Origin of the sequence: Peribacillus sp. NPDC096447, from assembly GCF_044762725.1 — a bacterium.
Lineage (GTDB): Bacteria > Bacillota > Bacilli > Bacillales > DSM-1321 > Peribacillus.
On the sequence record NZ_JBIWEV010000004.1, the window covers coordinates 458229 to 482088 of the forward strand.

At 42.7% G+C, this 23860-nt stretch carries 24 protein-coding genes, 1 tRNA gene, 2 pseudogenes and 1 riboswitch; of the genes and pseudogenes, 3 read left to right on the plus strand and 24 right to left on the minus strand.

What is annotated here, in order from left to right; translation table 11 throughout:
• The first annotated feature begins 111 nt into the window (after window positions 1-111).
• Both ACIQZD_RS16575 and bshB2 read left to right on the plus strand, forming a co-directional pair.
• Window positions 112-459, plus strand: a complete 348-nt coding sequence (locus ACIQZD_RS16575) for a YojF family protein (protein WP_402904602.1) — start codon at window positions 112-114, stop codon at window positions 457-459.
• A gap of 97 nt (window positions 460-556) precedes the next feature.
• On the plus strand, window positions 557-1222 hold the full coding sequence (gene bshB2 / locus ACIQZD_RS16580) for a bacillithiol biosynthesis deacetylase BshB2 (RefSeq protein ID WP_402904604.1): 666 nt from the start codon (window positions 557-559) through the stop codon (window positions 1220-1222).
• A 147-nt stretch (window positions 1223-1369) separates the two neighbouring features.
• On the opposite strand, the gene ACIQZD_RS16585 is transcribed toward bshB2, so the two are convergent.
• The 23 genes and pseudogenes from ACIQZD_RS16585 to ACIQZD_RS16695 all read right to left on the minus strand — a co-directional run bounded on the left by ACIQZD_RS16585 (window position 1370) and on the right by ACIQZD_RS16695 (window position 21075).
• On the minus strand, window positions 1370-2575 hold the full coding sequence (locus ACIQZD_RS16585; protein WP_402904606.1) for an MFS transporter: 1206 nt from the start codon (window positions 2573-2575) through the stop codon (window positions 1370-1372).
• 18 nt (window positions 2576-2593) lie between these two features.
• Entirely contained in the window at window positions 2594-3013 is a 420-nt protein-coding gene (locus ACIQZD_RS16590) for a MarR family winged helix-turn-helix transcriptional regulator (protein WP_402904608.1), read from the minus strand.
• A 904-nt stretch (window positions 3014-3917) separates the two neighbouring features.
• Window positions 3918-5006, minus strand: a complete 1089-nt coding sequence (locus ACIQZD_RS16595) for a PQQ-dependent sugar dehydrogenase (protein ID WP_402904610.1) — start codon at window positions 5004-5006, stop codon at window positions 3918-3920.
• Window positions 5007-5033: 27 nt separating this feature from the next.
• Window positions 5034-5900 carry a Cof-type HAD-IIB family hydrolase gene (locus ACIQZD_RS16600; protein WP_402904612.1) on the minus strand — a complete coding sequence of 289 codons (867 nt, stop codon included), beginning with the start codon at window positions 5898-5900 and terminating at the stop codon, window positions 5034-5036.
• 169 nt (window positions 5901-6069) lie between these two features.
• Window positions 6070-7188 carry a PRK06851 family protein gene (locus tag ACIQZD_RS16605; RefSeq protein WP_402904614.1) on the minus strand — a complete coding sequence of 373 codons (1119 nt, stop codon included), beginning with the start codon at window positions 7186-7188 and terminating at the stop codon, window positions 6070-6072.
• Window positions 7189-7277: 89 nt separating this feature from the next.
• Entirely contained in the window at window positions 7278-7754 is a 477-nt protein-coding gene (ybaK, locus tag ACIQZD_RS16610; protein ID WP_402904616.1) for a Cys-tRNA(Pro) deacylase, read from the minus strand.
• A 97-nt stretch (window positions 7755-7851) separates the two neighbouring features.
• Window positions 7852-9396: a gluconokinase gene (gene gntK, locus ACIQZD_RS16615; protein ID WP_402904618.1), complete on the minus strand. Its 1545-nt coding sequence runs from the start codon at window positions 9394-9396 to the stop codon at window positions 7852-7854.
• Window positions 9397-9418: 22 nt separating this feature from the next.
• Window positions 9419-9511: pseudogene (locus tag ACIQZD_RS16620) on the minus strand (GntT/GntP/DsdX family permease); the annotation flags it as partial.
• A gap of 15 nt (window positions 9512-9526) precedes the next feature.
• A complete protein-coding gene (locus ACIQZD_RS16625) occupies window positions 9527-9616 on the minus strand; it encodes a hypothetical protein (RefSeq protein ID WP_402904620.1) in 90 nt (29 codons plus the stop codon).
• A complete protein-coding gene (locus ACIQZD_RS16630) occupies window positions 9588-9830 on the minus strand; it encodes a GntT/GntP/DsdX family permease (RefSeq protein ID WP_402904622.1) in 243 nt (80 codons plus the stop codon). Before ACIQZD_RS16630 ends, ACIQZD_RS16625 begins: the two co-directional genes overlap by 29 nt.
• A gap of 425 nt (window positions 9831-10255) precedes the next feature.
• Window positions 10256-10954 carry an ATP-binding protein gene (locus ACIQZD_RS16635; RefSeq protein ID WP_402904624.1) on the minus strand — a complete coding sequence of 233 codons (699 nt, stop codon included), beginning with the start codon at window positions 10952-10954 and terminating at the stop codon, window positions 10256-10258.
• Window positions 10951-11445: an ECF transporter S component gene (locus ACIQZD_RS16640; RefSeq protein ID WP_402904626.1), complete on the minus strand. Its 495-nt coding sequence runs from the start codon at window positions 11443-11445 to the stop codon at window positions 10951-10953. The genes ACIQZD_RS16635 and ACIQZD_RS16640 overlap by 4 nt, the downstream gene beginning before the upstream one ends.
• A gap of 2 nt (window positions 11446-11447) precedes the next feature.
• Entirely contained in the window at window positions 11448-12032 is a 585-nt protein-coding gene (locus ACIQZD_RS16645) for a cob(I)yrinic acid a,c-diamide adenosyltransferase (protein WP_241589569.1), read from the minus strand.
• A 14-nt stretch (window positions 12033-12046) separates the two neighbouring features.
• Complete coding sequence (locus ACIQZD_RS16650) at window positions 12047-12511, minus strand: bifunctional adenosylcobinamide kinase/adenosylcobinamide-phosphate guanylyltransferase (protein WP_402904628.1); 465 nt, start codon at window positions 12509-12511, stop codon at window positions 12047-12049.
• Window positions 12427-13044, minus strand: a complete 618-nt coding sequence (locus tag ACIQZD_RS16655; protein WP_402904630.1) for a histidine phosphatase family protein — start codon at window positions 13042-13044, stop codon at window positions 12427-12429. The genes ACIQZD_RS16650 and ACIQZD_RS16655 overlap by 85 nt, the downstream gene beginning before the upstream one ends.
• Entirely contained in the window at window positions 13002-13793 is a 792-nt protein-coding gene (gene cobS / locus ACIQZD_RS16660) for an adenosylcobinamide-GDP ribazoletransferase (protein ID WP_402904632.1), read from the minus strand. Before cobS ends, ACIQZD_RS16655 begins: the two co-directional genes overlap by 43 nt.
• Window positions 13790-14365, minus strand: a complete 576-nt coding sequence (locus tag ACIQZD_RS16665) for a bifunctional adenosylcobinamide kinase/adenosylcobinamide-phosphate guanylyltransferase (protein ID WP_402904634.1) — start codon at window positions 14363-14365, stop codon at window positions 13790-13792. Before ACIQZD_RS16665 ends, cobS begins: the two co-directional genes overlap by 4 nt.
• Entirely contained in the window at window positions 14338-15411 is a 1074-nt protein-coding gene (gene cobD, locus ACIQZD_RS16670) for a threonine-phosphate decarboxylase CobD (protein ID WP_402904636.1), read from the minus strand. The genes ACIQZD_RS16665 and cobD overlap by 28 nt, the downstream gene beginning before the upstream one ends.
• The gene (gene cbiB / locus ACIQZD_RS16675) at window positions 15386-16351 is read right to left on the minus strand and encodes an adenosylcobinamide-phosphate synthase CbiB (RefSeq protein ID WP_402904639.1); all 966 of its coding nucleotides are present in this window, start codon (window positions 16349-16351) and stop codon (window positions 15386-15388) included. The genes cobD and cbiB overlap by 26 nt, the downstream gene beginning before the upstream one ends.
• Window positions 16348-17820, minus strand: coding sequence for a heme ABC transporter ATP-binding protein (locus ACIQZD_RS16680; protein WP_402904641.1), 1473 nt, complete (start codon window positions 17818-17820; stop codon window positions 16348-16350). The genes cbiB and ACIQZD_RS16680 overlap by 4 nt, the downstream gene beginning before the upstream one ends.
• Before the next feature lie 6 nt (window positions 17821-17826).
• Window positions 17827-18882, minus strand: a complete 1056-nt coding sequence (locus ACIQZD_RS16685; protein WP_402904643.1) for a FecCD family ABC transporter permease — start codon at window positions 18880-18882, stop codon at window positions 17827-17829.
• Window positions 18845-19810: an ABC transporter substrate-binding protein gene (locus tag ACIQZD_RS16690; protein WP_483878406.1), complete on the minus strand. Its 966-nt coding sequence runs from the start codon at window positions 19808-19810 to the stop codon at window positions 18845-18847. Before ACIQZD_RS16690 ends, ACIQZD_RS16685 begins: the two co-directional genes overlap by 38 nt.
• A gap of 165 nt (window positions 19811-19975) precedes the next feature.
• Window positions 19976-20150, minus strand: a riboswitch (cobalamin riboswitch).
• 86 nt (window positions 20151-20236) lie between these two features.
• Window positions 20237-21075, minus strand: a pseudogene (locus ACIQZD_RS16695) (polysaccharide deacetylase family protein).
• A gap of 197 nt (window positions 21076-21272) precedes the next feature.
• Between ACIQZD_RS16695 and ACIQZD_RS16700 the strand changes: the two are divergent.
• Window positions 21273-21346: transfer RNA gene (locus tag ACIQZD_RS16700), tRNA-Arg, on the plus strand.
• 191 nt (window positions 21347-21537) lie between these two features.
• Here ACIQZD_RS16700 and ACIQZD_RS16705 read toward each other — a convergent pair.
• Window positions 21538-23526 (minus strand): acyltransferase family protein, encoded by a 1989-nt coding sequence (locus tag ACIQZD_RS16705; protein ID WP_402904647.1) that lies wholly within the window; start codon window positions 23524-23526, stop codon window positions 21538-21540.
• Window positions 23527-23860 lie beyond the last annotated feature (334 nt).

Here is a 23860-nt window from a genome sequence, read left to right on the forward strand (position 1 = left end):
ATGGCCGCTCAAATTCATCGAGCGGCCTTTTTCGCTTTTTTTGTTTTTATTTAGTAAAATAGAAAGAAGGAAAAGCTTATCTAGCCGCCCAGTTAAGGAGGAAATTATAGAATGAAACCTATAGACCGTACAGAGGTGCAAAATGCCATTGATTCTTTCGCCGGACAAGATATATATCTTCACCTTGAAACGACAAATGGTGCCTATGCCACTCATGTAGATGAAGCTTTCTTTTCGGCAGGTGCTTATATTCGTAATGCTCTTATACAGTATGAACATGGGAAGATAGTTGGGGATGGACCCTACCGCATCGGCTTGAAGCTCAATATTGGCTGGGTATATGCAGAAGGCGTTAACCACTTCGAAATGGATGAACAAGGGAGATTGCTATTGGCAGGCCTTGATTTTTCCGGAAAGCTTGCGGTCTCCATGCAGCTCAGTCCCACTCCTTTTGAATGATGACAACTTGCTTGATATATATCATATAATTCCGATGAAAACTCCCATTTACCGATAACCATACTCACTGTAAGTAGAACGGAAGGAGAAATATACCTTGGAAAAAGAACGCCATGTATTAGTTATATTCCCACATCCCGATGATGAAGCTTTCTCGGTCTCCGGAACGCTTGCCCTTCATAGAGAAGCGGGCACTCCTGTCACCTATTTATGCTTAACTTTAGGAGAAATGGGACGTAATTTAGGAAACCCTCCATTTGCAACAAGGGAATCGCTCCCTAAAATTCGTAAAAAGGAATTAATCGATGCAGCAAATGCGATTGGCATCCAAGATTTACGCATGCTTGGATTGCGTGATAAGACAATTGAATTCGAAGATGATGAAAAGCTGACTTCATTATTTACCGATGCCATCAATGAATTGAATCCTTCATTGATCATTACGTTTTACCCAGGATACAGTGTCCATCCAGACCATGAAGCAACAGCACGGGCTGTGGTGCGGGCCGTTGAAAGAATGGAAGCGAAAGAGAGGCCTAAACTTCATTGTGTCGCCTTCTCGAATAACTGCATTGACGAATTAGGGCCACCTGACATCATCCATGATATCTCTGCCGTCGAAGAAAAAAAGGTAGCCACATTCACTGCCCACCGTTCGCAAACTCAGGCAATGGTGATCGATTGGAAAGAGAAATTCGAAAATCAGGATGCCGATTTTCTAGACTGGATCCGCAAAGAACGATTATGGACCTATAAATTTTAATAAACCGCCAATATGGCGGTTTTCTTTGTTTATGGCATAAAAAAAACGCCTGTGGGATACAGGCGGAGAAAAGGGGGATACTTTGGAAAATCAATCATAATATAAGCATCCCCAAAATTCTTCATTTTATACATCTTATTCAAAAAATCAGGCAGACAAGCGTTCCTCATGCTGCATTTTCACTCTTGCCGAGGCTTTTTTTCCATGCGCCAAGTAATAAATGCCAATAAGTATGAACGCAAAGATCGACATTCCTATGAATAACCCTTTGAACCCTGTATATGGAATAAGGAATCCCAATAGGAATGGGCCCACACCAATACCGAAGTCATACATGGTAAAAAACGTGGATGTGGCTAAACCCATCCGATTTGAGGGGGCTTCCTTGATGGAAATCGCTTGACTGCTTGATTGGAACGTACCATACCCCACTCCGATAAAGGCACCGGCAATCAGAAGCGTGATCCCATGATGGGATTGGCTCAGGATGACCATACCGACCGCAAATAGCAAGAGCGATGGGTAAATAACTGCATTTTCCCCCTTCACATCAAACATCCGGCCAGTAAACGGACGGGACGCCAAAAGGAATACAGCAAATACGACAAAGAAAAAGCTCGCCGCATCCATTAAATCCATTTCTTTTGCAAAAGACGTTAAATAGGACAAGATGCTCGAATAGGTAAATCCGGCAAATCCGATAAAAATGGAAATGGGCAGTGCCCTTTTTTCAAAGTAATCACTGATTTTAAATCCTTTTTGTGGTGAAGCTCCGACCTTTTCCCCTTCAGGCACATTCATGAATAACGATGCAACTAAAGAAAACGCGGCAAATAAGGAGGCTGCATAGAAAATGATGGAATAACTGAAATGCTGTGTTATCAGCAATCCAATAAACGGACCGAAAGCCATTGCCAAGTTTGTACTCATGGCAAAGTAACCTGTGCCTTCCCCGCGTCTTTCATTCGGAATGATATCTGCAGCAATCGTTCCAGTTGCCGTAGTGGCAAGGCCAAAAGCAAAACCGTGAATAAGCCGATCGATCAATAAGAGGGATAAACCATTCACCAGGAAATAGCCAATGGATGCAATCAGGAATAGCACCAACGAGCCAAGCAACATCCTTCTGCGGCCGATCTTATCAATTTTTTTCCCTGCAATTGGTCTGACAAGCACAGCCCCAAGAACAAAAATACTCGAAGCAAGCCCTGCTTGTGCTTGCGACGCATGAAAGTTATCCATCGTGTAAATGGTCAATGTCACCATCAAGACATAAAAAGTTAAAAATAGAAAAAAGTTCGCAGACGAGACAATCAGAAAGTCTTTCGTCCACAATTTCGGTTTGTGATTCATTTCAATCCTTCTTCCTTACTATTGTTTTAATTTTTCCTTCAGGAAAATCAACGTACGTAACGTTGCCTCCCGGTCTTCTTCAGCCAAACCGCTCATTAATTGAAGTTCAAATTCTTCAACTACCTTTTTGGCCTCTTGATAAGTCCTTAAACCTGACTCCGTTAACTGTATTCTCCGTTCCCGTTTATCTTTTCCTGGGACTTGTTCAATCAAATCAAGTTCTTCCAACCGGTTTACCGTCCTGGTTACCGTCGGTTTCTCCACATCTAGATAAGTGCTTATTTCAACAAGCGTAGAACAGCCAAACTGACTCAGATAATATACAATCGACCATTGGGAATGAAAAAGATCAACCTTGGCCAATTGTTCATTTAACTTTTTGGTAAATGACCTTGAAAATTGTAAGTTATGATGAAAAAAACCATTTTGAAAGGACAAAGGTATTCCTCCTGTAAAGTAGTTACCTAGGTAACTATACACCTATTCATTAAAAATGTCTAGCCTTCGGATGAACGAAAATAATCGTAGACACACTGTTTCCTAAGCTTCTCCACCGCTTCCGACACAACAAAAAAACCTCTTTTCAGGAGGTTCGGGCTTTTATTTGGGAGTTTAGAGGGATTACTCAGGATTTGGTGCCTTTTCTCATGAATTCGGGGCATATACTTGTTAATTTGGGCGTTACTCGTGGGTTTCGCGCTTTTACTCGTGAGTTTGGTGCTTTTACTGAATTTGGGCGTTACTCGTTGGTTTCGCGCTTTTACTCGTAAATTTGGGGCATTTACTCGTGAGTTTGGGCGTTACTCGTTGGTTTCGCGCTTTTACTCGTGGGTTTGGTGCTTTTACTCGTGAATTTGGGCGTTACTCTTGATTTGGGCGTTACTCGTGGGTTTCGCGCTTTTACTCGTGGGTTTCGCGCTTTTACTCGTGAGTTTGGGGCTTTTACTCGTGAGTTTCACGCTTTTACTCGTGATTTGGGCGTTACTCGTGGGTTTCGCACTTTTACTCGTGGGTTTGGTGCTTTTACTCGTGAATTTGGGCGTTACTCGTTGGTTTCGCGCTTTTACTCGTGAGTTTGGTGCTTTTACTTGTTAATTTGGGCGTTACTCGTTGGTTTCGCGCTTTTACTCGTGAGTTTGGGCTTTTACTCGTGAATTTCACGCTTTTACTCGTGAGTTTCACGCAAATACTCGTGAATTTCACGCTTTTACTCGTGAATTTTGCGCAAATACTCGTGAGTTTCGCGCAAATACTCGTAAGTTTATAGGACATAAACCGAAAAGGAAACCCCGCCATTAGCGAGGTTTCCGATTATATGCTTCTTTTCTTCTCATTGATAACATCAAGGCATATTTAACCGAGACAGCGGCAAACGATAAAGCTTATCATCCTTTTCATCAGGATTTCCTCGGCCGTCCGTATTGTTGCTTATGAAATAAAGAAATTCTTCATCAACGAATACATCGCGTATCCTTCCTGAGCCTGTGATGATATTAGTCAGTTTTCCGCTTTTCACATCATAACTCTTAAGTGCTTCGCCCCTTAAGGCTGCAAAATAGAGCTTTCCGTCAAAATAGGCCATGCCAGAAGGAGCCCATGTATTTTCACCGGAATGAATCAATGGTTTTACCATATCAGCTTTTTGCTCATCGCCCTGTATCTCTGGCCAGCCATAGTTCTTGCCCGGATCAATTTTATTTAATTCATCGTGAGCCGAATCTCCATGCTCACTTTCATACAACTGTCCTGCTTCATCCCAAGCAAGGCCTTGTGGATTGCGGTGACCGTATGAATAGACGTATGAATTCTCGAAAGGATTATCGTTCGGAATGGTGCCATCCAGGTTCATGCGCAGAATTTTTCCGCCTAAAGAATCTGTGTCCTGTGCGATCTCAGCCCTTCTTGCATCACCTGTCGTTGCGTATAGCTTATCATCCGGACCAATCTTGATCCTGCCGCCATGGTGGAAGTCCCCGCTTGGTATTCCGTCGATTAAGGTCTCCATCTCCTGCCACTCATCATCATTTTTTTCTAAAATGACGATTCGATTGATGGAATTCCCGCCTTCTTCATACGTATAATAAGCGAAAGCTTGCCCACTGTTAGAAAAATCGGGAGCTAATAAAAATCCAAGCAACCCAGCTTCCGCTTTAGATGACAATGTCTTTTTTAGGTTGACCTTTTGCCGTGTCATCTCACCCTTGTCCCATTCAACGATAGTTCCTGTCCGCTCCGAAACATACATTGTGTCCCCATTCTTCTGAATCGACCATGGGGCATGCAAGTTCGTTACCAGCACATCCGGATCTTCACCTAAAGTGCCCGTCACTTCCTTGTCAGGATTCGGCTCGGTTTTACTGTCATCATCATTCATGTTACAACCACTTAAAATCAATGCAGCCATAAGGAAAAATAAGAGCATTTTTTTCAAAAGTCTTTCCCCCTTCGATTCATGATTTTAATAGGCTGACTGTTTAAGTACCTTTAAAATGGCCTCCGCTACACCGGATTCATCATTTCTGCCTGTTACTTCATCACACAGTTTTTTAATTTCGAGCGGGGCATTTCCCATTGCGACAGACAAACCTACCCGTTCAAACATGGATACATCATTATAATTATCCCCAATAGCCATCGTTTCCTGCATCGAGCCGGATTTTCCATTCACATATGTTTCAAGTGCCGTACCTTTTTGAGCTGTTTCACTCATGATTTCCACATTTTCACGTCCCGATGAAGTGACTGTAACTCCCTGTCCTTTCAATTTCGAAGCAATTTCATTTAATAAATTTAAATCCTTTGAGAAGCTGAGAATTTTATAATATTCCTCATTCGAACGGCTGAATAACTCGGAATAATCGGAAATGGAAGTTACCTGTCCAAGCTGTAGACGCTCCTCAGCATATTTCCGCATATTCTCAGGGTCAATGTCCGGATTGGCTGTAACGAATACATCAACCAAAACAGATATTGCGTTTTCATAGTCTTTAGAATAAATCCCCTGACTCGTATATATTTCGAAATAAATCCCTTTTTCTTCGAGGAATCCAGCGACCATTTTAGCAGTGGCAGCTGACATTGGATTGGAAGCGGCAATATTTCCGTCCTCCGTGAAGAGGGCAGCCCCATTTACACAGATGACAGGGCAAACGATGCCTGCTTCATCTAAAGCGAACCTTGCTTCCACATAAGATCTTCCAGTAGCAATGATCACTTCCACTCCCTCACTTTGCGCCCTCTGGATAGCGTGCTTATTTTCCTCACTGACCTTTTGCATTTTGTTTAACAATGTTCCGTCCATATCAATCGCAATCGTCTTTATCAATTCAACCGGCTCCTTTTTTTCAATATAATCCCTATTTTAACCGAAAGGACGTGGATAAACACGTTTAACAAACCCGTATCTATTCTTGTGTGACTTCCGTCATTAAAAAATAGTCTTATGTATATAAATAAACTGCACCTAATTAAAATAATAGGTGCAGTTTGTTTTCTTAATGCAGAATCGTTTGGCTATCGACATCTTGTGCCCGTTCAATGATCTGTTCTTGGATGTCTCTTTGAATGTCATCGATGGCTGTAAAGTCCATTGCTTTTACATAAATCTTTTCAAGTTCGTCATGCAGCTCTTTCGCCTTAGCCAGATTTGCTGTCGCTTCATTCATTTTTGTCCGGTACCTGGTGGAAACATCCTTTATCTGATCGGCATAAATTTCATCTGTTCCAGGCAGGATAGCTGTTTTATATATATCTATGATTTCATCACCTTCACAACTCGGGAAATATTCATGCGGTGATGTGCTGTCAAAAATGGCGATCCCTACCTCCCGGACGATTACCATGTCCAAGCTATGCGGATCGAATCCGCAATGATATACTTCCACATCAAAACCTCTTTGCTCCGCAGCCTTTGCAATCTTCTTCAGCATCGTTGATTTTCCTGAACCTGGACGTCCCTTTAAAAAGTACCGTTTTTGTATTCCCTCAGTAATATTTGGGATGAAATCAACTGCACCTTTTGGTGTAGCTGCCCCTAAGAATCGGTGACGAACATCCGACTTCTTATTAAGGGTTATATCTCTATAAAAGCCTTCTATCAATTTATTGGTCAACCCATTCAATTTAGCGAAATCAATATTTGCTATATAAATGTCTTCCCATTCATCATGTATCTTCAATGCTTCAGCGAATAGGGCATATGCCTTCTCGAAACTCTTGCTTCTTGCATTCGTCAATCTTATGATGGCCGCTCTTTCAGAAGCCAGCTGCTGGGAATTCCAGGCAGCCCCTAGATTGACATATTCCTCAATGGCCCCAGGTGCCTTCGGCTCAATCACATGCGGCGCGGTCCCATCCACGAGTCCGATTTTCAAAGCAGGAATGATCACTCCATCAATGGAATCATTATCGGACGAACAATGTAAATACTCGATGTCATAGTCTTTATCCAGCCATTCTTGGCCGATTTTTTTCATAATGGTCGATTTACCGGAACCAGGTCCGCCTTTTAAAATGAATAATCTTTCCAGACCTGCCAAATTGGAATCATATAAACTATAAAAACCTTGAGCCGTATTGCCTCCTGCGAAATAATGCATCACTTTTCCTGTCACTTTCACACTCTCCCTCACAATACAGATGTGATCTTCAAGACAGCTTATGCAGAAATGAACTAATAGGTGAATGCCTACAGGTTAACAGTCTATTTTATTAGGGCTGCAGATTCCGCTTGTGTGACCTCCAGGAATTCTGACGGTTTTAATACGATCTGTGTACCGATCTTTCCTCCGCTTACGATGATTTCAGGCAGGTTTGCTGCACTTTCATCAATAAAGGTCGGGTATTGCTTTTTCATTCCGATCGGTGAACAGCCTCCCCGAATGTACCCTGTGAATTTTTGCAGATCTTTAACCGCAAGCATTTCAATTTTTTTTGCACCTGCAGCCTTCGCTGCTTTTTTCAAGTCCAGTTCGGTGGCTACAGGAATGACAAATACGTAAAGCTGCTGCGGTCCGTTATGGGTAACAAGCGTTTTAAAAACGGTTTCTGGCGCTTTTCCAATTTTGTCCGCAACAGTGATCCCATCGATTTTTCCGTCGCGGGCATCATAACTCATCATGCCATACTCTATACGTTTGTTATCAAGAATTCGCATTGCATTCGTTTTACTGGCTCCCATAGAAAATTCCCCTTATCGTTTTCTACCATCTTACCATTTTAATTACCAGGCAAAAAGAAAAGCACAGTGCCAAATGCATCTGTGCTTTCCCTAAAAATCATTCTAAATGACGTCTTTGGAAATCAGCGATTCTCTTGTAGTCGCCTTCCAATTGCCTGCTCACGGATAAATAAATCGACATTAATTCTTCATATACTTTAACGTTCTCTTCAATCGGGATAAGTTCATTCGTTTCACCAACCATACCTTCAACCTCATCAAGGCTTTGGATTTCTCCTAAAGCGTATAATCCAAGAACGGCTGCACCTAAGCTTGAACTCTCGAAGCTTTCAGGAATTGTCACGTTTTGATTGAATATATCAGCCATGATTTGGCGCCAGAGCTTTGAGCGGACAAATCCGCCGCTTGCATGGATCTTCTCGGGAGCACCCGTCAATTCCTTAACAGCAAGAAGGACACTATACAAGTTATACATCACACCCTCCAGCACTGCCCGGACCATATGGTCACGAGTGTGATGAAGCGCCAGTCCGAAGAAGGAGCCCCTTGCATCGGCACTCCATAATGGTGCCCGTTCCCCTGCCATATACGGGTGGAATATCAAACCATCAGAACCAGGTGCAATATTTGAAGCCATATCCGTCAGGATCTCATAGGAGTCCTGTCCCGAAGCCTTCGCTTTTTCGATTTCCACACGGCCCAACTGATCGCGTGCCCATCGGAAGGTGATTCCCCCATTGTTGACCGGTCCGCCGATTACCCAGTGATTCTCAGTAAGGGCATAGCAGAATGTCCTGCCTTTCGGATCTGTAAGCGGCCGGTCACTGACGGTTCTTACCGCACCGCTCGTTCCGATTGTCACTGCCAGAACGCCTGGCTTGATTGCGTTTTGCCCTAAGTTGGCAAGCACACCATCACTCGCGCCAATCACAAACGGGGTACCAGCCTGAATGTTCATTTTTGCAGCTAATTCCTCACTTAATCCTGAGAGGATATGCGTTGTAGGGACAAGCATCGGCAGCTTATCAGCCCCAATTCCAGCAATGGTGAGTGCCTCTTCATCCCACTTCAGGTCATTCATGTTGAACATGCCCGTTGCAGAAGCGAGTGAATAATCCATCACATACTCATTGAAAAATTTATAGATGATGTATTCTTTAATTCCGATAAATTTGTCCGTTTCGTTAAAAATCCCGGGATGCTCATTTTTTAACCACATTACTTTCGTGATTGGGGACATCGGGTGAATGGGTGTTCCGGTCCTGTGATACAATTGCATCCCTTGTTCCGAAGCCTTCAATTTCCTCGCATAGGCAACACTTCGATTATCAGCCCATGTAATGCTATTTGTCAGCGGTCTGCCGTCTTTACCCATTGCGATAAAGCTATGCATCGCCGAACTGAACGATATCAAGCCCAGTTCTTGCTTTTCTATTCCGCTTGCAATCATAACCTCGCCTATTGCAATGATGACCGCTTTATAAATTTCTTCGGGATCTTGTTCCGCCACGGAAGGAGTTGGACTGTGCAGAGGATATCCCCTCGAACAAGATTGGACAACCTCCCCCCCTTTTGAAAAAAGAACAACCTTCGTACTCGTCGTACCAATATCTATCCCCATCATATAACCTGAATGTCCCATATTTACAACATGCTCCTTTCTCTTAAACAATTGAATTCAATAGTAAGATTAGGATAAGTGAAACGAATGATATAATCGTTTCCATAACCGTCCAAGACTTTAACGTTTGTGCGACTGTTAAATTAAATCTTTAGCGACATGGATCATAAGCTGCAACGGCTTCATCCACCCCGCTCGTGATCAATACAATTTTAAATGCACCGCACGCCCCGATAATCAAGATGATGGAGCAGTTGGGCGAGGCAGGCGGACATGAATTGGTTTAGTTCTTCTTTATTAAAACCTCTAGCGCATTCTAATGTAAAGAATGATACCACCACAGAAATCATGAGGGCGATGATTGGTTTTCCAATGAAGGCATTCCAATCATTTCTTTTTATATCTTCAGCAAACAAAGCACCGAAAGCCGCGATCAACAATAAAAAGACCGGCATTAAAACCGTGTTCCGCTAGCCCCTCGATGCTTGTTCATCCATTAAAAATGGCATTGGGAATTTCGATGATCAAAGCATATAAAATGCCAAAAGGGATTAGCTACCCTTACTGCACCTCCGAATCGACCATCATCTTTCCAAGCATGTTACCTAAACCGAAAATGATTGCCATCTAACCAAGAGTATTACCTACCCCTATCTGAACAGCATCTGCAACATCCGTAATATCCATACCTGCGTTAATCCTAAAATGACGGAAGCAAGAAGTAACGCAATAAATGGGGACCATTTTGCTTTGGCTATGATAACGATCAAGAGCAAACCATTGTTATGGCTAACAATCAATAAAAGTAAGATTTCAATGAAAAAAGCATCGAACCAGTTCTTTATGAACAAACTCGATACCTGATTCAGTCATGAGAACATCATTCTCCAATGAAAAGAGGACCGGATATGTGCTTGATTTCTTTCTCCAGATGTTCAGGATAGGCAATGAGGAAGCAGGTGGATGGTCCTGATGATTTTTCAATATCGACATTATCACTTATATGCACAGAAACACCTTCACCACTTTGATCCAGGTGCTTCCATTCATATGCTATCCCTTTTGAGCCGACTGGAAGTGCCTGAACGTCTTCCATTTCACATAGGCTTTTATATAAAGATAATGGCGCGACCCAATCTTGCTGTTCCATTACTTCTTCTCCAACGAGCGGCCTGCCGATCAGAGCGATTTTCCGTGAAGGATGCTGCTTTTTAACACGTTCATTCACTCGCTTACCAATCACCATAAGACCAAGTGCTGATTGAAGAAGCGGCATGTTACTTTCTGTGCTGCCAGTAATGGGAAGGTCCCCCATTCCCAATTCACCCAGACCCTTTTTGACACCCCTGGTCAAGTCCTCCCAGGCTTCATCACCGCAGAAATTATTTAGAACGACGGATACGGGTCTTCCGCCAACGCCCAAACACTCCATGACGGCAACCCGAAAGGAATAATAGCCAACGACCTCATAAGGGACATGGACAATGTCCTTTTCCTTCAGCCCGATACCGCCGCTATTATCACTAGAAACAATCAATGAATCTGATTCGGAAAATGGCAAAATCAACGAATCACTCATTCTACGAGTCCATCTTTAAAAATCACTTTTTTCAGTACAGGCTCCAAGCGTGGCAGTAAAAGGGCAGCCAATACTACATTTACCGCCGTCGCTGCCGTTAATCCCGGAACCAATAACGTGTAAAAACCAGGGCTGATAAGAAATGCGAAAGGCAGGGCTAAAACGAAGGCATTACCGATAAAGAAGAGGAAAAATGCGCCTACTTTTTTTCCGTGCATATATAAAATGCCATACATCCATGCAAGGACTGCCATTTCGACCATGATCAAAAAGTGGAATGGCCCAAGCGGCATGCCGCCGATGAACGCTGAAATGATATGACCAAGCCCAGCTACTATAGCCCCCGATACCGGGCCAAGTATGACAGCCGCCAAAAGGGCCGGAAAACTATCCAAAGCGATGCTCCCGATCGGGGAAGGGATTTTAATCATTGCCCCTACCGCCGATAAGGCAATGAATATAGCGATTGCACTAATTTTTCTTACGTCCATGTTTACTCTTTTTCCTTTCTTTTCCCTCCACGGAACACATTTGCGCTGCGGATATATTCCACATCTTTCACACCAAGACGGAAATTGATCACACGTGCAACAGCAAAGAAGTAATCCGACAAACGATTTAAATATTGAAGTGATAATGGTGAAACAGCCGCACCCGACTTGATCAATGAAACGACCAATCGTTCTGCCCTTCTTGTAACGGTTCTGGCAATATGAATGGTTGCAGCCGCTTTTGAGCCGCCAGGCAGGATAAACTTTTCCAATTCCGGCGCTTCAAGTATGAAGGCATCTATCCGTTCTTCCAAATAGGTAATGGCCTCATCCGTCAGCTTTTGTGGGGCCTTCTCGGAAACGGTTGCCAAATCACCGCCGCAGTCAAACAACTCATGCTGGATTTTCTCTAGGTCGGCCAGTATATCCGTAAATATCGCTGGATCCAATTCTGTCACCGCAAGACCGATATAGCTATTCACTTCATCAACCGTTCCATAAGATTCCACACGGATGTCATCCTTGTCAAGCCGACCTCCGATTACGCTTGTTTGTCCCTTATCCCCTGTACGTGTATAGATTTTCATCCCAATTACCTCCTCTACTTTATTCGCTGGTCAATTCCATACCAGATGATATCAACGCGCCATGATATGGATGCTACATCTTGAAAGACCCATCCGCAGGCATCGCGCCATCTGCGATCTCTTGCTTCCATCGGCACTATGCCTTTGGTGATATCTGAACCTATCACAATGCAGTTGCGGTCATCTCTTTCTTTCTCCCATATTCGCCAATCAGCCATGATTTCCTTCCATTTTTTTCGAATCGAATCTGAATCCATCTTTTCTGCATCTTGTTGAATCCATGCATCCAACCCTTGCAATGCAACAGTCTTGCCTTGAAAATCAATCATTTCCGGCTGTTCTTTTCGATAACCGGATAGCCAAAGGACATCATTTTCCAAACCATACAATTGCTTTACCCATTTTGTTTTGCCATTATAGGCGCCTCCTGTAACAAAGTGCAGCGTTCTCCCCTCCTTAAGCTGTTCCGGTCTTCCCATATCAGCTCATATCCCCTGCCATGGGAAATCCTCCAATCAAAAAAAGACTTTTCCTGCGGGGCATAGCGGACCAATAAATCACGCATTACCCCTCCATGCGTCATTAGGGCAAATCGGTTCTCCTTACAGGCAATCAATTCGTTCCAGCCCTTATTAACACGCTCGGAAAATGCCGGATAGCTTTCACCCCCAGGCACCAGTGCCTCCATGGGACGTTCCAGCCAATTAAGATATTCTCCATCTGTCTTCAACTCATGATACGTCCGTCCTTCCCAATTGCCGAAGTTCATCTCACGGAACGAAGGGTTTTTGACCGGAACTGCATATGGAAACAGAAGTCGTGCAGTTTCCACACAACGGGGCAAATCACTGCTGTGAATTTTTTCATACTGTGGGTAAGAGCCCCTTAAGTCCAGTATTTCCTTTTCTCCTTCGGTACTTAATGGAGAATCCGTCCAGCCTAAATAGGCCCTTCGCTCATTTGCTACTGTCAGCCCATGGCGAAGTAGTGTAATAGCCACAATATCAGCCATAACCAAAGCTCAACCCCTTCCACGGATGCTCCCAGTACATCCCCTGTTATCCCACCGAACCAACTGACGACTTTACGTTTTATATAAACCAGTAAAATCATTGCAGCCAGGCACATGATGAAAAATAAAGTGACAAGCTTAAAATCGATGATCCAGGCAATCGTCAGACTTACAAGGAGATACAGCCAATAAATGGGCAAACTGCTTTTCGTTACTGCACTTTGAAAAAAAGCACCGAGCCCCTCTTTTTTAGCCAGCGGCATCCGAATGAGTAAATAACCCATCACACATTTGCTTAAGAGCGGAAGGGCTATGATCAAGAAGTATGTCCATTCATTTACCCTTTCGACAATTTCATAGATAAATAGAAACCGGGCGGCCAATAGAACTATGACGGAGATGACACCGAATGCACCTGTCCTGGAATCCTTCATGATTTCCAAACGCCTATTCTTATCCTGATAGGAAAAAAAAGCATCACTTGCATCGATCCAGCCATCAAGATGCAAACCACCCGTTAATGCCATCGTCAAAAACCAAAGGAAAAAGGCAATCGCAAGCGATGACAATGGGGTCCATTCCACTAGTGCATACAAAACGCCGCCCAATATCAAGCCTAGCAAAAGACCTACTAATGGAAAGGTTTGAATGGCACGGTGAATATATTTCTTCTCCATCGGAAGCTGCTTCTTTATTGGAAAGACCGTAAAGAACTGCAGGTTAATTAAAAATCCGATCACTCCGCTCATTCCTGCATGCACCCTTTCTTCCGCAATGGAATTCCCGCTTCCACAAGATAGGCTTCATCGGCCTGCCCGACGATCGTTTGATGAAGCAGGCCCAGTGTTTTTCCGTATATATGGAGGAAATCATCCTGGAAAATCGGTTCCTGCACCAATTCATTGCTCACGACTATTAAACAGCTGGATTGTTTTCTTATCTCATTGATCCCGGTTATTATTTTTGAAAAAACGCTATTTAAGAATTCTTCTTCAAGCGGAATGCCAGGGCCAAATAGCTCGTTATCAAGCAGGGTTGTCAGACAATCGAGCAGAATTATGGAATCATGATCAATGTCAGCCCCTATTCTTGTAATATCCGTTGCGTATTCAGAGGTCTTCCAAGCAATCGGGCTGCTTTCTCTATCTTTTCGATGCCTAAGGATGCGTTCACCCATTTCAGCATCACTGACACGGCCGCAGGCGAGATAATGCAAGTTCCCATTCGTTTGGAGCGCAAACTCCAGTGCTTTTCTTTCTGCGAAGCTGCTTTTTCCTGAACGGACACCCCCGGTTATAAAACAGAGCCTTGCTTTCTCCACTGTCTTACCCCCTCCATCAGTGCTTCGTTATCATGTTCACTCTTCACTGCAAACCGAAGCCACACTCCGTCCAAACCCGGAAAATTATAGGTATGGCGCGGTACAATTCCTTTTTTCAGCAAAAAGGGGAAAAGGGATAGAGATTCATCCTTCACCAAATAAAAATTAACTGTGCTAGCGGAGACATTCAACCCTTGCTCCTCATAAAACCGGAATAGTTTTTGCTTTTGCAATGCAATATCGTCTCTTGTTTTTCTCATATAGGCTTCTTCCGCAAGACACATTTTCCCCACTTCAAGCGCCACGTGGTTGACGCTCCAATGCGGCTTATAGTTTCTTACCCGTTTTATGATGTCAGGTGCCGCAAGCAAGTAGCCTAGTCTCAAACCCGGGATTGCAAAGATTTTAGTCATTGATCTTAGAATGAGTAAATGTGGAAATGAATTGATTAAAGAAGCATAACTAAAGGCATCTTCCGTAAAATCATAAAAAGCCTCATCCAAGACCACCAGGCAATCCGCTTTTTGGCATTCCATGATCAATTCCCTGACTGCATCCCGATTAAATGAAACACCCGTCGGATTATTAGGCGTACATAAGAAAATTGCATCATATTCGGGTAATTGGGGAATCAATCGCTCCAAGTCCAATTGCCACTCAGGAGCATCAAGCTGGTGAAAATCGACCTTACATCCTGCTGCCAAACAAGCTTCAGCATATTCCGCAAATGCCGGCTGAATGATCAGCACCCTTTGATTGGCTAATCCGTTCGCTACCAGCATGATTATTTCGGCACCACCGTTCCCCACCAAAACGGATTGCTCAGGAAGAGCTTCTTTTTTTGCAATGGATTTTGTCAGTTCAATGGCATGCGGATCTGGATACTGAAGGATTCCTTCGAAAAAACCAGCCCACTGTTCCATTATGCGTAAAGGCGGACCCAATGGGTTGATGTTAGCACTGAAGTCGAGAACCGCTTCAGGCATCTCGATTTTCAGCGCTTCATAAAGATAATGAGGATTAGAGCCATGAGAAGGTAATGTCAAGAATAAGCCCCCCTAGCCATAGCATCAGCAGAAATAGAAAAGATGACCGATGCATGATGGTAATCGTTTTTGGTATATGTTTTGCTTCCAATCGAACAAGCGGGACTCCCATCCTCGCACGGTCGGAAACAATTCCTTTGTACATATTACGGCCTCCAAGCTGTATTCCCAAAATCGCAGCAACGCCTGCTTCACACCACCCGCTATTCGGGCTTGGATGTTTTTTTGCGTCATTGAATAATATCTTCCATCTAGCACCAAATCCATGATAGCGGGATTTTGAGCTCAGTAACATCAGGTAACCGGTGAGGCGGCTGGGAATCCAGTTCACGATATCATCGAGCTTGGCTGAAGCCCAGCCGAATTGCCCATATTTATCATTTTTGTACCCTACCATGGAATCGCATGTATTAATTGCCCTGTACACCATAGCGAGCGGCGCACCGCCAATAGCTGCCCAAAACATTGGGGCTGTAATCCCATCACTGGTATTTTCAGCTACAGTTTCCACGGTGCCCCTGACGATTTCGGATTCATCAAGATCCTCCGTATCACGGCCCACGATATAGGAAAGCTTTAGCCTCGCTTCAGGAAAATCGCGTTCATTAAGCGGAAGGCAAACATCCATCCCAGCTTGCTTCAAGCCCTTCTGAGCTATCGTAGTAGAAATGACAGCAGCTTCCCAAAGGATACCTGCAAGCGGATGGATTAGATAAGCCAAATAGACGGTAAGACCCGTAATCAATAACACCGCCGATAAGACGATGATCAACATGAAGAGTCCATTCCGTTTCTTATATGCCCCTCTATTGAATGCCAGATCCAGCTTGCTTATCATCGTTCCTATCCATTTGACCGGATGCGGCCAATTTGGCGGATCACCGATTAATAGATCAAGGAAAAATGCCAGCGTAACCGCAAAAAGATGATGATAGATCATAAATCCTCAATCCTTTTCCGATTATTCTTTAATGCTTCCACTGTACAATCATATACGCCGCGACTGATCAGCTTCCCTAACGGAGTGATGGTGCCTGCATATTGAAGCTTTGCCCCTCTTTGAGCAGCCGCAATCAAAATGCTGTCAGTGGATGTTCCTGTTGCACATGTATTTGTCACCTTATCCAGTACATGCAAATCATGAAGCGCTTTTACTTTTGCCTCGGTCGCAGTAACTATACTGTGGATGAAAGCCTCTTCTGCCAAATGTCCATTTACGAATATCCATGTATTTATCGTTCCCGGAGCGGAACTCCAAGAATGCCGGTCAGCTAAAGAAGCGTCGATGGCATTCCCTACACCAGCCGTCACGATAATGAAAACAGAGAAATCTTCAGCTCTTAAAAGCTTGAAGGCAACCGTATCGAGAAAGACAGCTGTCATCATCCCTACCGTCTCCTGAGGTTCAAAACCATGAGTTTTTAAATAATCGGCCATTTCAACATGATGATCCTCGCAGTCATAGCCATGATGGACGTGCCTATTCACAAAATATTTATGCCAGCCCGTCCCTGAACCAGTCACTCCGGAAGACATCGTTCTAAGCGGGATCGGAGAATGCAATTGAATCATCTCAGGCCCGACTGTCAAATAAGATTCATCAATTTCCAATGGAATAGTATCATGGCCATGCTTTTCCGGAACGATGAACATCTGCGGTTTCGGAAGGGCGGGATGTGGATGTTTTTCGATCGTCGTATGATATACACCCTGAATCCGTTCCTGTTGGAGCACTTCATTCGGCACATCAACAACCTGAATTTTCCCTTTCTCAAGCAACATCAGCCGATCACAATATAACCCAGCCAAATTCAGGTCATGGAAAATTGAAATAACGGTCAAATTCTGCTCTTTTGCCATTTTCCTCATTAAATCAAGAAGGTCTTTTTGATAGGAAAGATCCAAGTGATTCGTAGGTTCATCCAAAAAAAGGATTTCAGGCTCTTGGGCAAGTGCCTGTGCCAGCAGCACCCGCTGCCTCTCCCCTCCTGATAATCGTTCAAAATGCAGATCCTGAAAATTGGCTACGCCCGTTTGTTCCATAACCCGTTGGACAATCGCTTCATCTTCTGCGGACCAACTATGGAACCAACCTGACTGATGGGCATATCGCCCAAGTGAGACCGTCTCTTTTACTATATAGGAGAAAGCTAATGAGGAATGTTGAGGGAGCACAGCAATGACCTGTGCAAGTTGTTTTGACGAATAATCCTTCAAATCCCTACCTCTTATCCGTACGCTTCCGCCCTTATAATCGAGCACCCCGCTAAGCATACCTAAAAGCGTCGTTTTTCCGCTGCCATTAGGACCAATAATCCCGAATAATTCTCCTTTATGTACATCAAAAGAGACAGAGTCCAAAACAGCTTTGTTGTCATATCCACCTGTTAACCCTTTAACTTCAAGCATCCGTTTTTACCCTTCTCTCCGTCTCTTTAATAAAATCAGCGCAAATGCAGGTGCCCCGATAAGTGAGGTGATCACCCCGATCGGCAGTTCCGATGGGGCAATGACCGTCCGTGCTACAAAGTCAGCCAAAATTAGAAATCCGCTTCCTATCAACAATGACAGCGGAAGCAAATGTTTATGGTCAGGTCCCCATAACTTTCGGACAAAATGAGGAATGACCAATCCTACAAAGCCAATCGCCCCTGAAACGGCAACCGCCGCCCCTGTCAATGTCGAACCGGCTATCAAGATCCACATTTTCCGCCGCTTAACATTCACACCTAAGTGTTTTGCCCGGTCTTCCCCGAAAGTCATCGCATTCAATTCGCTTGTATTCATGATCAAGATAAAGGAACCAATGATAAAAAACGGCAAAATGATTGCAATATAATTCCATCCGCGCATTGAAACGCTTCCCATCAGCCAGCCGATGATTTGTCTTAATTCATCACCCGTCAGCGCAATCATCAATGAAATGAATGCACTTAAAAACGAGCTGAAAATGATTCCCGTTAAAATGATCGTTTCCACTTTCATGGATCGATCCATTTTTTTTGCAAAAGTCAATACGCAGAGCATCGTGAGCACTGAGCATAAGATGCTCAGTGCCGGAAGAGTGTATAAACCGATGAACGGCAGTGATATATTCAAGAATATTGTCAATACGGCGCCGACCGATGCTCCTGATGAAATACCTAATGTGTAAGGATCAGCGAGCGGGTTCCGGAGCAGCCCCTGAAATGCCGCACCCGCAATCGCAAGCGATGCCCCGACCAAACCCGCAAGCAACACACGCGGCAAGCGGATGTTCATCACGATATTCGTCAGCATCACATCCGGATCAGCAGAAATCGGCAAATGAAAGATCTCCTTGCCGATTATTTGTAAAAGTACGGAAATCGGTACTGACACCGAACCAAAGGAAATGCCTATCGTCATTGCGAATAACAAAATTAACAACGCAATCAAATAAGCAACCGTCCATTTAGTTGTCAAATAGGTTCGGATAGACTTTTTGGGCAAGTTCCTCTACTCCCTCTATCAAGCGTGGACCTGAACGGGTCACCAAGTCTGAATGGACATCAAAGACTTGGCCATTCTTAATGGCATTTACGTCTTGCCATCCTTTTCGGCCCGTCACTTCATTTACTGCGTCTTTCGTATAATAACCATATGTTGTAATGATGACATCCGGATTTGCAGCAATCATCGACTCTTCATCAATTTTTGCCCAACCGTCCAAATCAGCAGCAGCATTATCCGCTGAAATAATATTAAGCATCTCATTCATGAAAGTATTTTTTCCCGGTGTGTATATTTCCGGTGAAGGCGAAACTTCCACTAAAACAGTCTTCCTATCCTCTTCCTTTACGGATTTGGCTTTTTCCTCGATATCCTTGAGCTTCGTTTTCATATCCGCAACGATTTCATCTGCCTTGTCATGTTCTCCCGTTGCCTGTCCAATCATTTCAATAGACTCATAGACTTGGTCAAAGCTTTGTGCATCATTGACTACGAGGACATCTATTCCAGCATCCTTAAGCTGCTGTAAACCCTCATTCGAATTATGGGCACTTGATGCATGGGCAAGAACAAGGTCAGGCTTCATGGAGACAATCAGCTCTGTGTTCATTTCCATTCCGCCAACTTTTTCAATTTCTTTCGTTTCTTCCGGGTAATTATCATTATCGGAAACACCAATGACCTTTTTACCCAAACCAAGTGCAAAGACCACTTCCGTATTACTTGGTATTAACGAAACGATTTTCTTCGGTTTTTGTTCTATCGTTACTTTTTCCCCAGTTGCATCTTTAATCGTAATCGGGAAAGCTTCGTGTTGAGCATGATTCGTTTGCTGCTTTTCTTTTCCTTCATCAGTAGTGTCACTGCAGCCGACCATCATGCCTGCAACAAGCAACATCAACAGTATCAGACCAAAAATTTTCTTCATTTTCATTCCCCACAATCTTTTTATTTAATTTCTTTCCACCTAATAATCTCGGAAGATGCCCCCAAAACAAAAAGCACCTCCCGTTAAACGGAAGGTGCTTGTATGGCAACAATATCATTACGGACTTCTTATGGTCTGCCACACACCTTCCCATCCGCGTAGGTTACAGGTGTACGAATTTTGGCAGGTCTCCTGGCTCATGGTCATCGTCAACGGCACCTTCCCATATCTCATACAGTGGTACACAGCCGTCAGCTCCCATATACAGTGGCGGGACCGCGCTGGCATTTCACCAGCTTCCCTTTTAAGTCATTACGACACCAAATCGTTCATATGTATATAATTTTCACTGCCTTCATTATACACCATGTAAGAATCGATTATTATATGATTTTTCTGAACAGGTTCGAAATGATCCTCCCACCTTCAATGATTTGAAGCATTTTCAATCAGTGACGCAAACCCATCGTCTGATAACCCGGGTGAAATCCGAACTCGATGCAGGGCATGCATCCCTTGTTCCCTTGAAGCTCCCCTAGGTTCGGTAGTGACTGCCATCTGTATCCGGCTTCTTCTGACAGCCTGAGAGTCACTTCGTTATACCGGCCAACCGGATAGGAAAGCACTGTCGTGTCCTGGTCGAGAATACGGTCGAATAGCCCCTTCGACTGGACCATTTCAGCTTCTTGCTGCTCTGCCGTCATGCGGTTCAGCTCCAAATGGTTGATAGTATGGCTTTCGATCGAAATCCCATTCCCGCTCATCTCCATCATTTGATTTTCAGTCAGGTGATGACCTTTATCAATGGACTTCCCGATCATGAAAACAGTTGCTTTCATATCATTTTCTTTTAATATCGGGAAAGCCTCCGTGAAGTTATCTGTATAGCCATCATCAAAAGTAAGCCAGACGCACTTCTCACTTGGCATCCGGTTCTCGGTTAAAACGAGGAATGCTTCTTCAGGAGATAATGTATAGTAGCCATTCTCCCGAAGCCAAGCCATCTGAGAACGGAATTCCTCTCTTGGAACCCGAAGGCGATTACCTTCAGAAATGCTATGATACATCAAGATTGGAAGCTGGACGTCGGACTCGGCCGTTATCCAGTCTTCCGTATCGATTTTGCCCTCCACTTCCTGCCCTTCCGCATTCTGCGGAGCCGTCCTTGTGCCTATACCTTCTAAAATCCCTTGTGAGCATCCAGGTAAAATCAAAATCCCCAGCAATGCAACCATCCATAAAACTCTATATTTTCCCACTATCATTCTCCTGATTTTTTATAGTAAAATAGTACCGGAAAACTAGTGATTAATAAAGTATTCCATTAAATGAAAAAAAGGAAAGATGAGAGCTTAGTGACCTGTTAAGCATTAATGAGGATTTTTTTTCATAAGTATGTGCTATTAGCTTGAAAAGTTTGCCTATAAGAAATATAATAAATAAGTCGTCGACTTTTTTATATGTCCCAGTAGCTCAGCAGGATAGAGCGACAGCCTCCTAAGCTGTAGGTCGTAGGTTCGATTCCTATCTGGGACGCTAATTAAAAAACCCTGTTACAATGCGGTTCTTCCGCGTAGTAACAGGGTTTTTTCTTGTGATTTATGGGGCGGTTAGACAAAGCTAATCACAAGTTCATATAAAAAAATCCGAGCCCTGTAAAACACAGAACTCAGATTTTTTATATCAAGATAACCAATAGTTCCAAACAAAATTCCCTTTAGCTATACTTACTTTCTATCTAAGCCTATCTCGTTGATTTTTTCTTCAAAAATAGGTCCAAAACTTTCAGAATAAGTATTCGTTAAATGTCTATTGTCCCGATAAATTATAACATTGCCAATAATGGGCTGAAATTTACCGTTCACTTTAAAGTAATCTGTTAAGTCAATTTTATGCAATGATTTATTCTCTTTTTCAAATTGTCTCCAAAAGCTTTCGTCTTTCTGATTATCTACTGAATTCATTTTTTTTGTAGTTTCTTCTAGTCCATCTGTTTCTAATGATTCCAGTACATTAAAACTATATCTTGGATCATCACGAACAGCTAACACTTCAATACCATATTCATCTTTAACATACTGCAGCTGATCAACCATCTGTTGCTGTATTTTATTATTAGGCGTATCAGAAGCTGTGGCGTGAGAAATGACTAGATCTACATCTGCATCCTTTAGATAATCGAGAACATTATTGACCCAGATACCTTTCAAATCATCATCCGCATAACCTGTTGAAAAACGTGTACCTGAACGGGTCATATTCAATACACGATAATTATCATCTTTTGTTGCTTGTAATATGGCACCTAACCAATGCTCTGAATGGGAACTGCCGATCAGGGCAATTGTAGCATCGTAATTTTCAGTTTCGCCATATTCCCCAATTTTCAAGTCACTTTCCTTCAACCCTTGGTTACTGCCGTCCAAATGCGCTTGTGGTAAATCATCAAAGACTTCAGAATATGATGGAATTGGTTCTTGATCAGGTATATCATCAGGGTTTTTTACAGCTAACGCTCCTGGATAATTTTTATCGTTTATATTATTTTCCAGTTTATTTTGATCTATATATACTCCAATTAAAAGAGATGCAATCAAGAGTACATTCAAACTGCCCATTATCCCGAGTCTCTTGAATGAGAATTTATTGTCCTTTGAGCTTCGGATTGGTTCTTCTATATACCGAGTCATTAAAAAAGAAAGGGCAATTGATGAAATGATAATAAGCGTTCCGACGATGAATCCTGGAGTTTCTTGGACATTATAACGATAGAACTCCAATAGTACCCAATGCCACAAGTAGATTCCAAAAGCGATTCCACCTAGCTTCACCATTACGGGTGAACCTAAAAAGCGTTTGACACCATATTTTGTATCGCGTGTACCAGACAAAACAATGAATAATGCGCAGGTCATTGGCCATAAGGCAATATACCCCGGAAACATTTCAGATACATTGAAAACTATTCCCGTTAAAATTAAACCGATTAATCCAAGCCACCCTATCACTGTTGCTATATATTTATTTACCTTAATTGATGATAAATTGATACAGAGCAAACTGCCTAAAGCAAATTCCCACACACGTGTCATCGTTATGAAATAAGCCCATGGCTGATTGACAGAGGTTAAATATATGGAGTATATAAAAGAAGAAACAAATAATATTCCTAAAATCGTATTAATTAATGTTTTAACTTTAGTTAATTTATATTTTTTTATTAAAAATAAAATCAAAGTGAATAATAAAAACCAAATTATATAAAATTGTCCTTGTATAGACAAAGCCCAAAAGTGTTCAACAGGTGTTTTCATTTGACTGGAATCTAAATAATCCGTGCTCGAAAAAGCCAGTTGCCAGTTTTGATAGAAAAACATGGAGGCAAATACTTCATGTATAGTTTTATCTAAAATTGATTTAGGTAATAAAAACCAACTTAAAACCAGAACAATTGCAAGAATAAAAAATACAGAAGGAAGTAATCTTTTCATTAATTTTGTGACATATGGCCGAAACCGAAATTCCCCTGTTCGATTAATTGTGGAAACAATTGAAGTAGTAATAAGAAAACCTGAAATTACAAAGAATACATCAACCCCGCCAGAAACACGATTAAGCCATATATGATAAACCGCCACCAGCAGTGCAGCAACAACGCGTAACCCTTCGATTTCGGGTCTGAACTTACTTTCAGTATTAATTAATTTTTGATTCATTTGATTCTATCTCCTACCTTTTGTCATGCATACAATTTAAAATTATATCACTTTACAATAATGATTTGTCAACATAGTAGAAAAGGTTCTTTAATTTTCACAAGTACGGATTTTTTTCCAACTTTTCAACCAAGGCCCATTACAGAAAATGTACGTTGCCTGGGTACGAAGCCTACAGCTGAGAGTTACTTCTTGATGGAAAAACGTCATGGGGCATTTTGAATATTTGGAAGCTGACGCAAACTCGGCATGTTACAACTTGTTATTTCAGCAACATAATCATTTTTTAGGATATAATCATGTTTTTTTAAAAATATATGTTTTAACCTGTCCT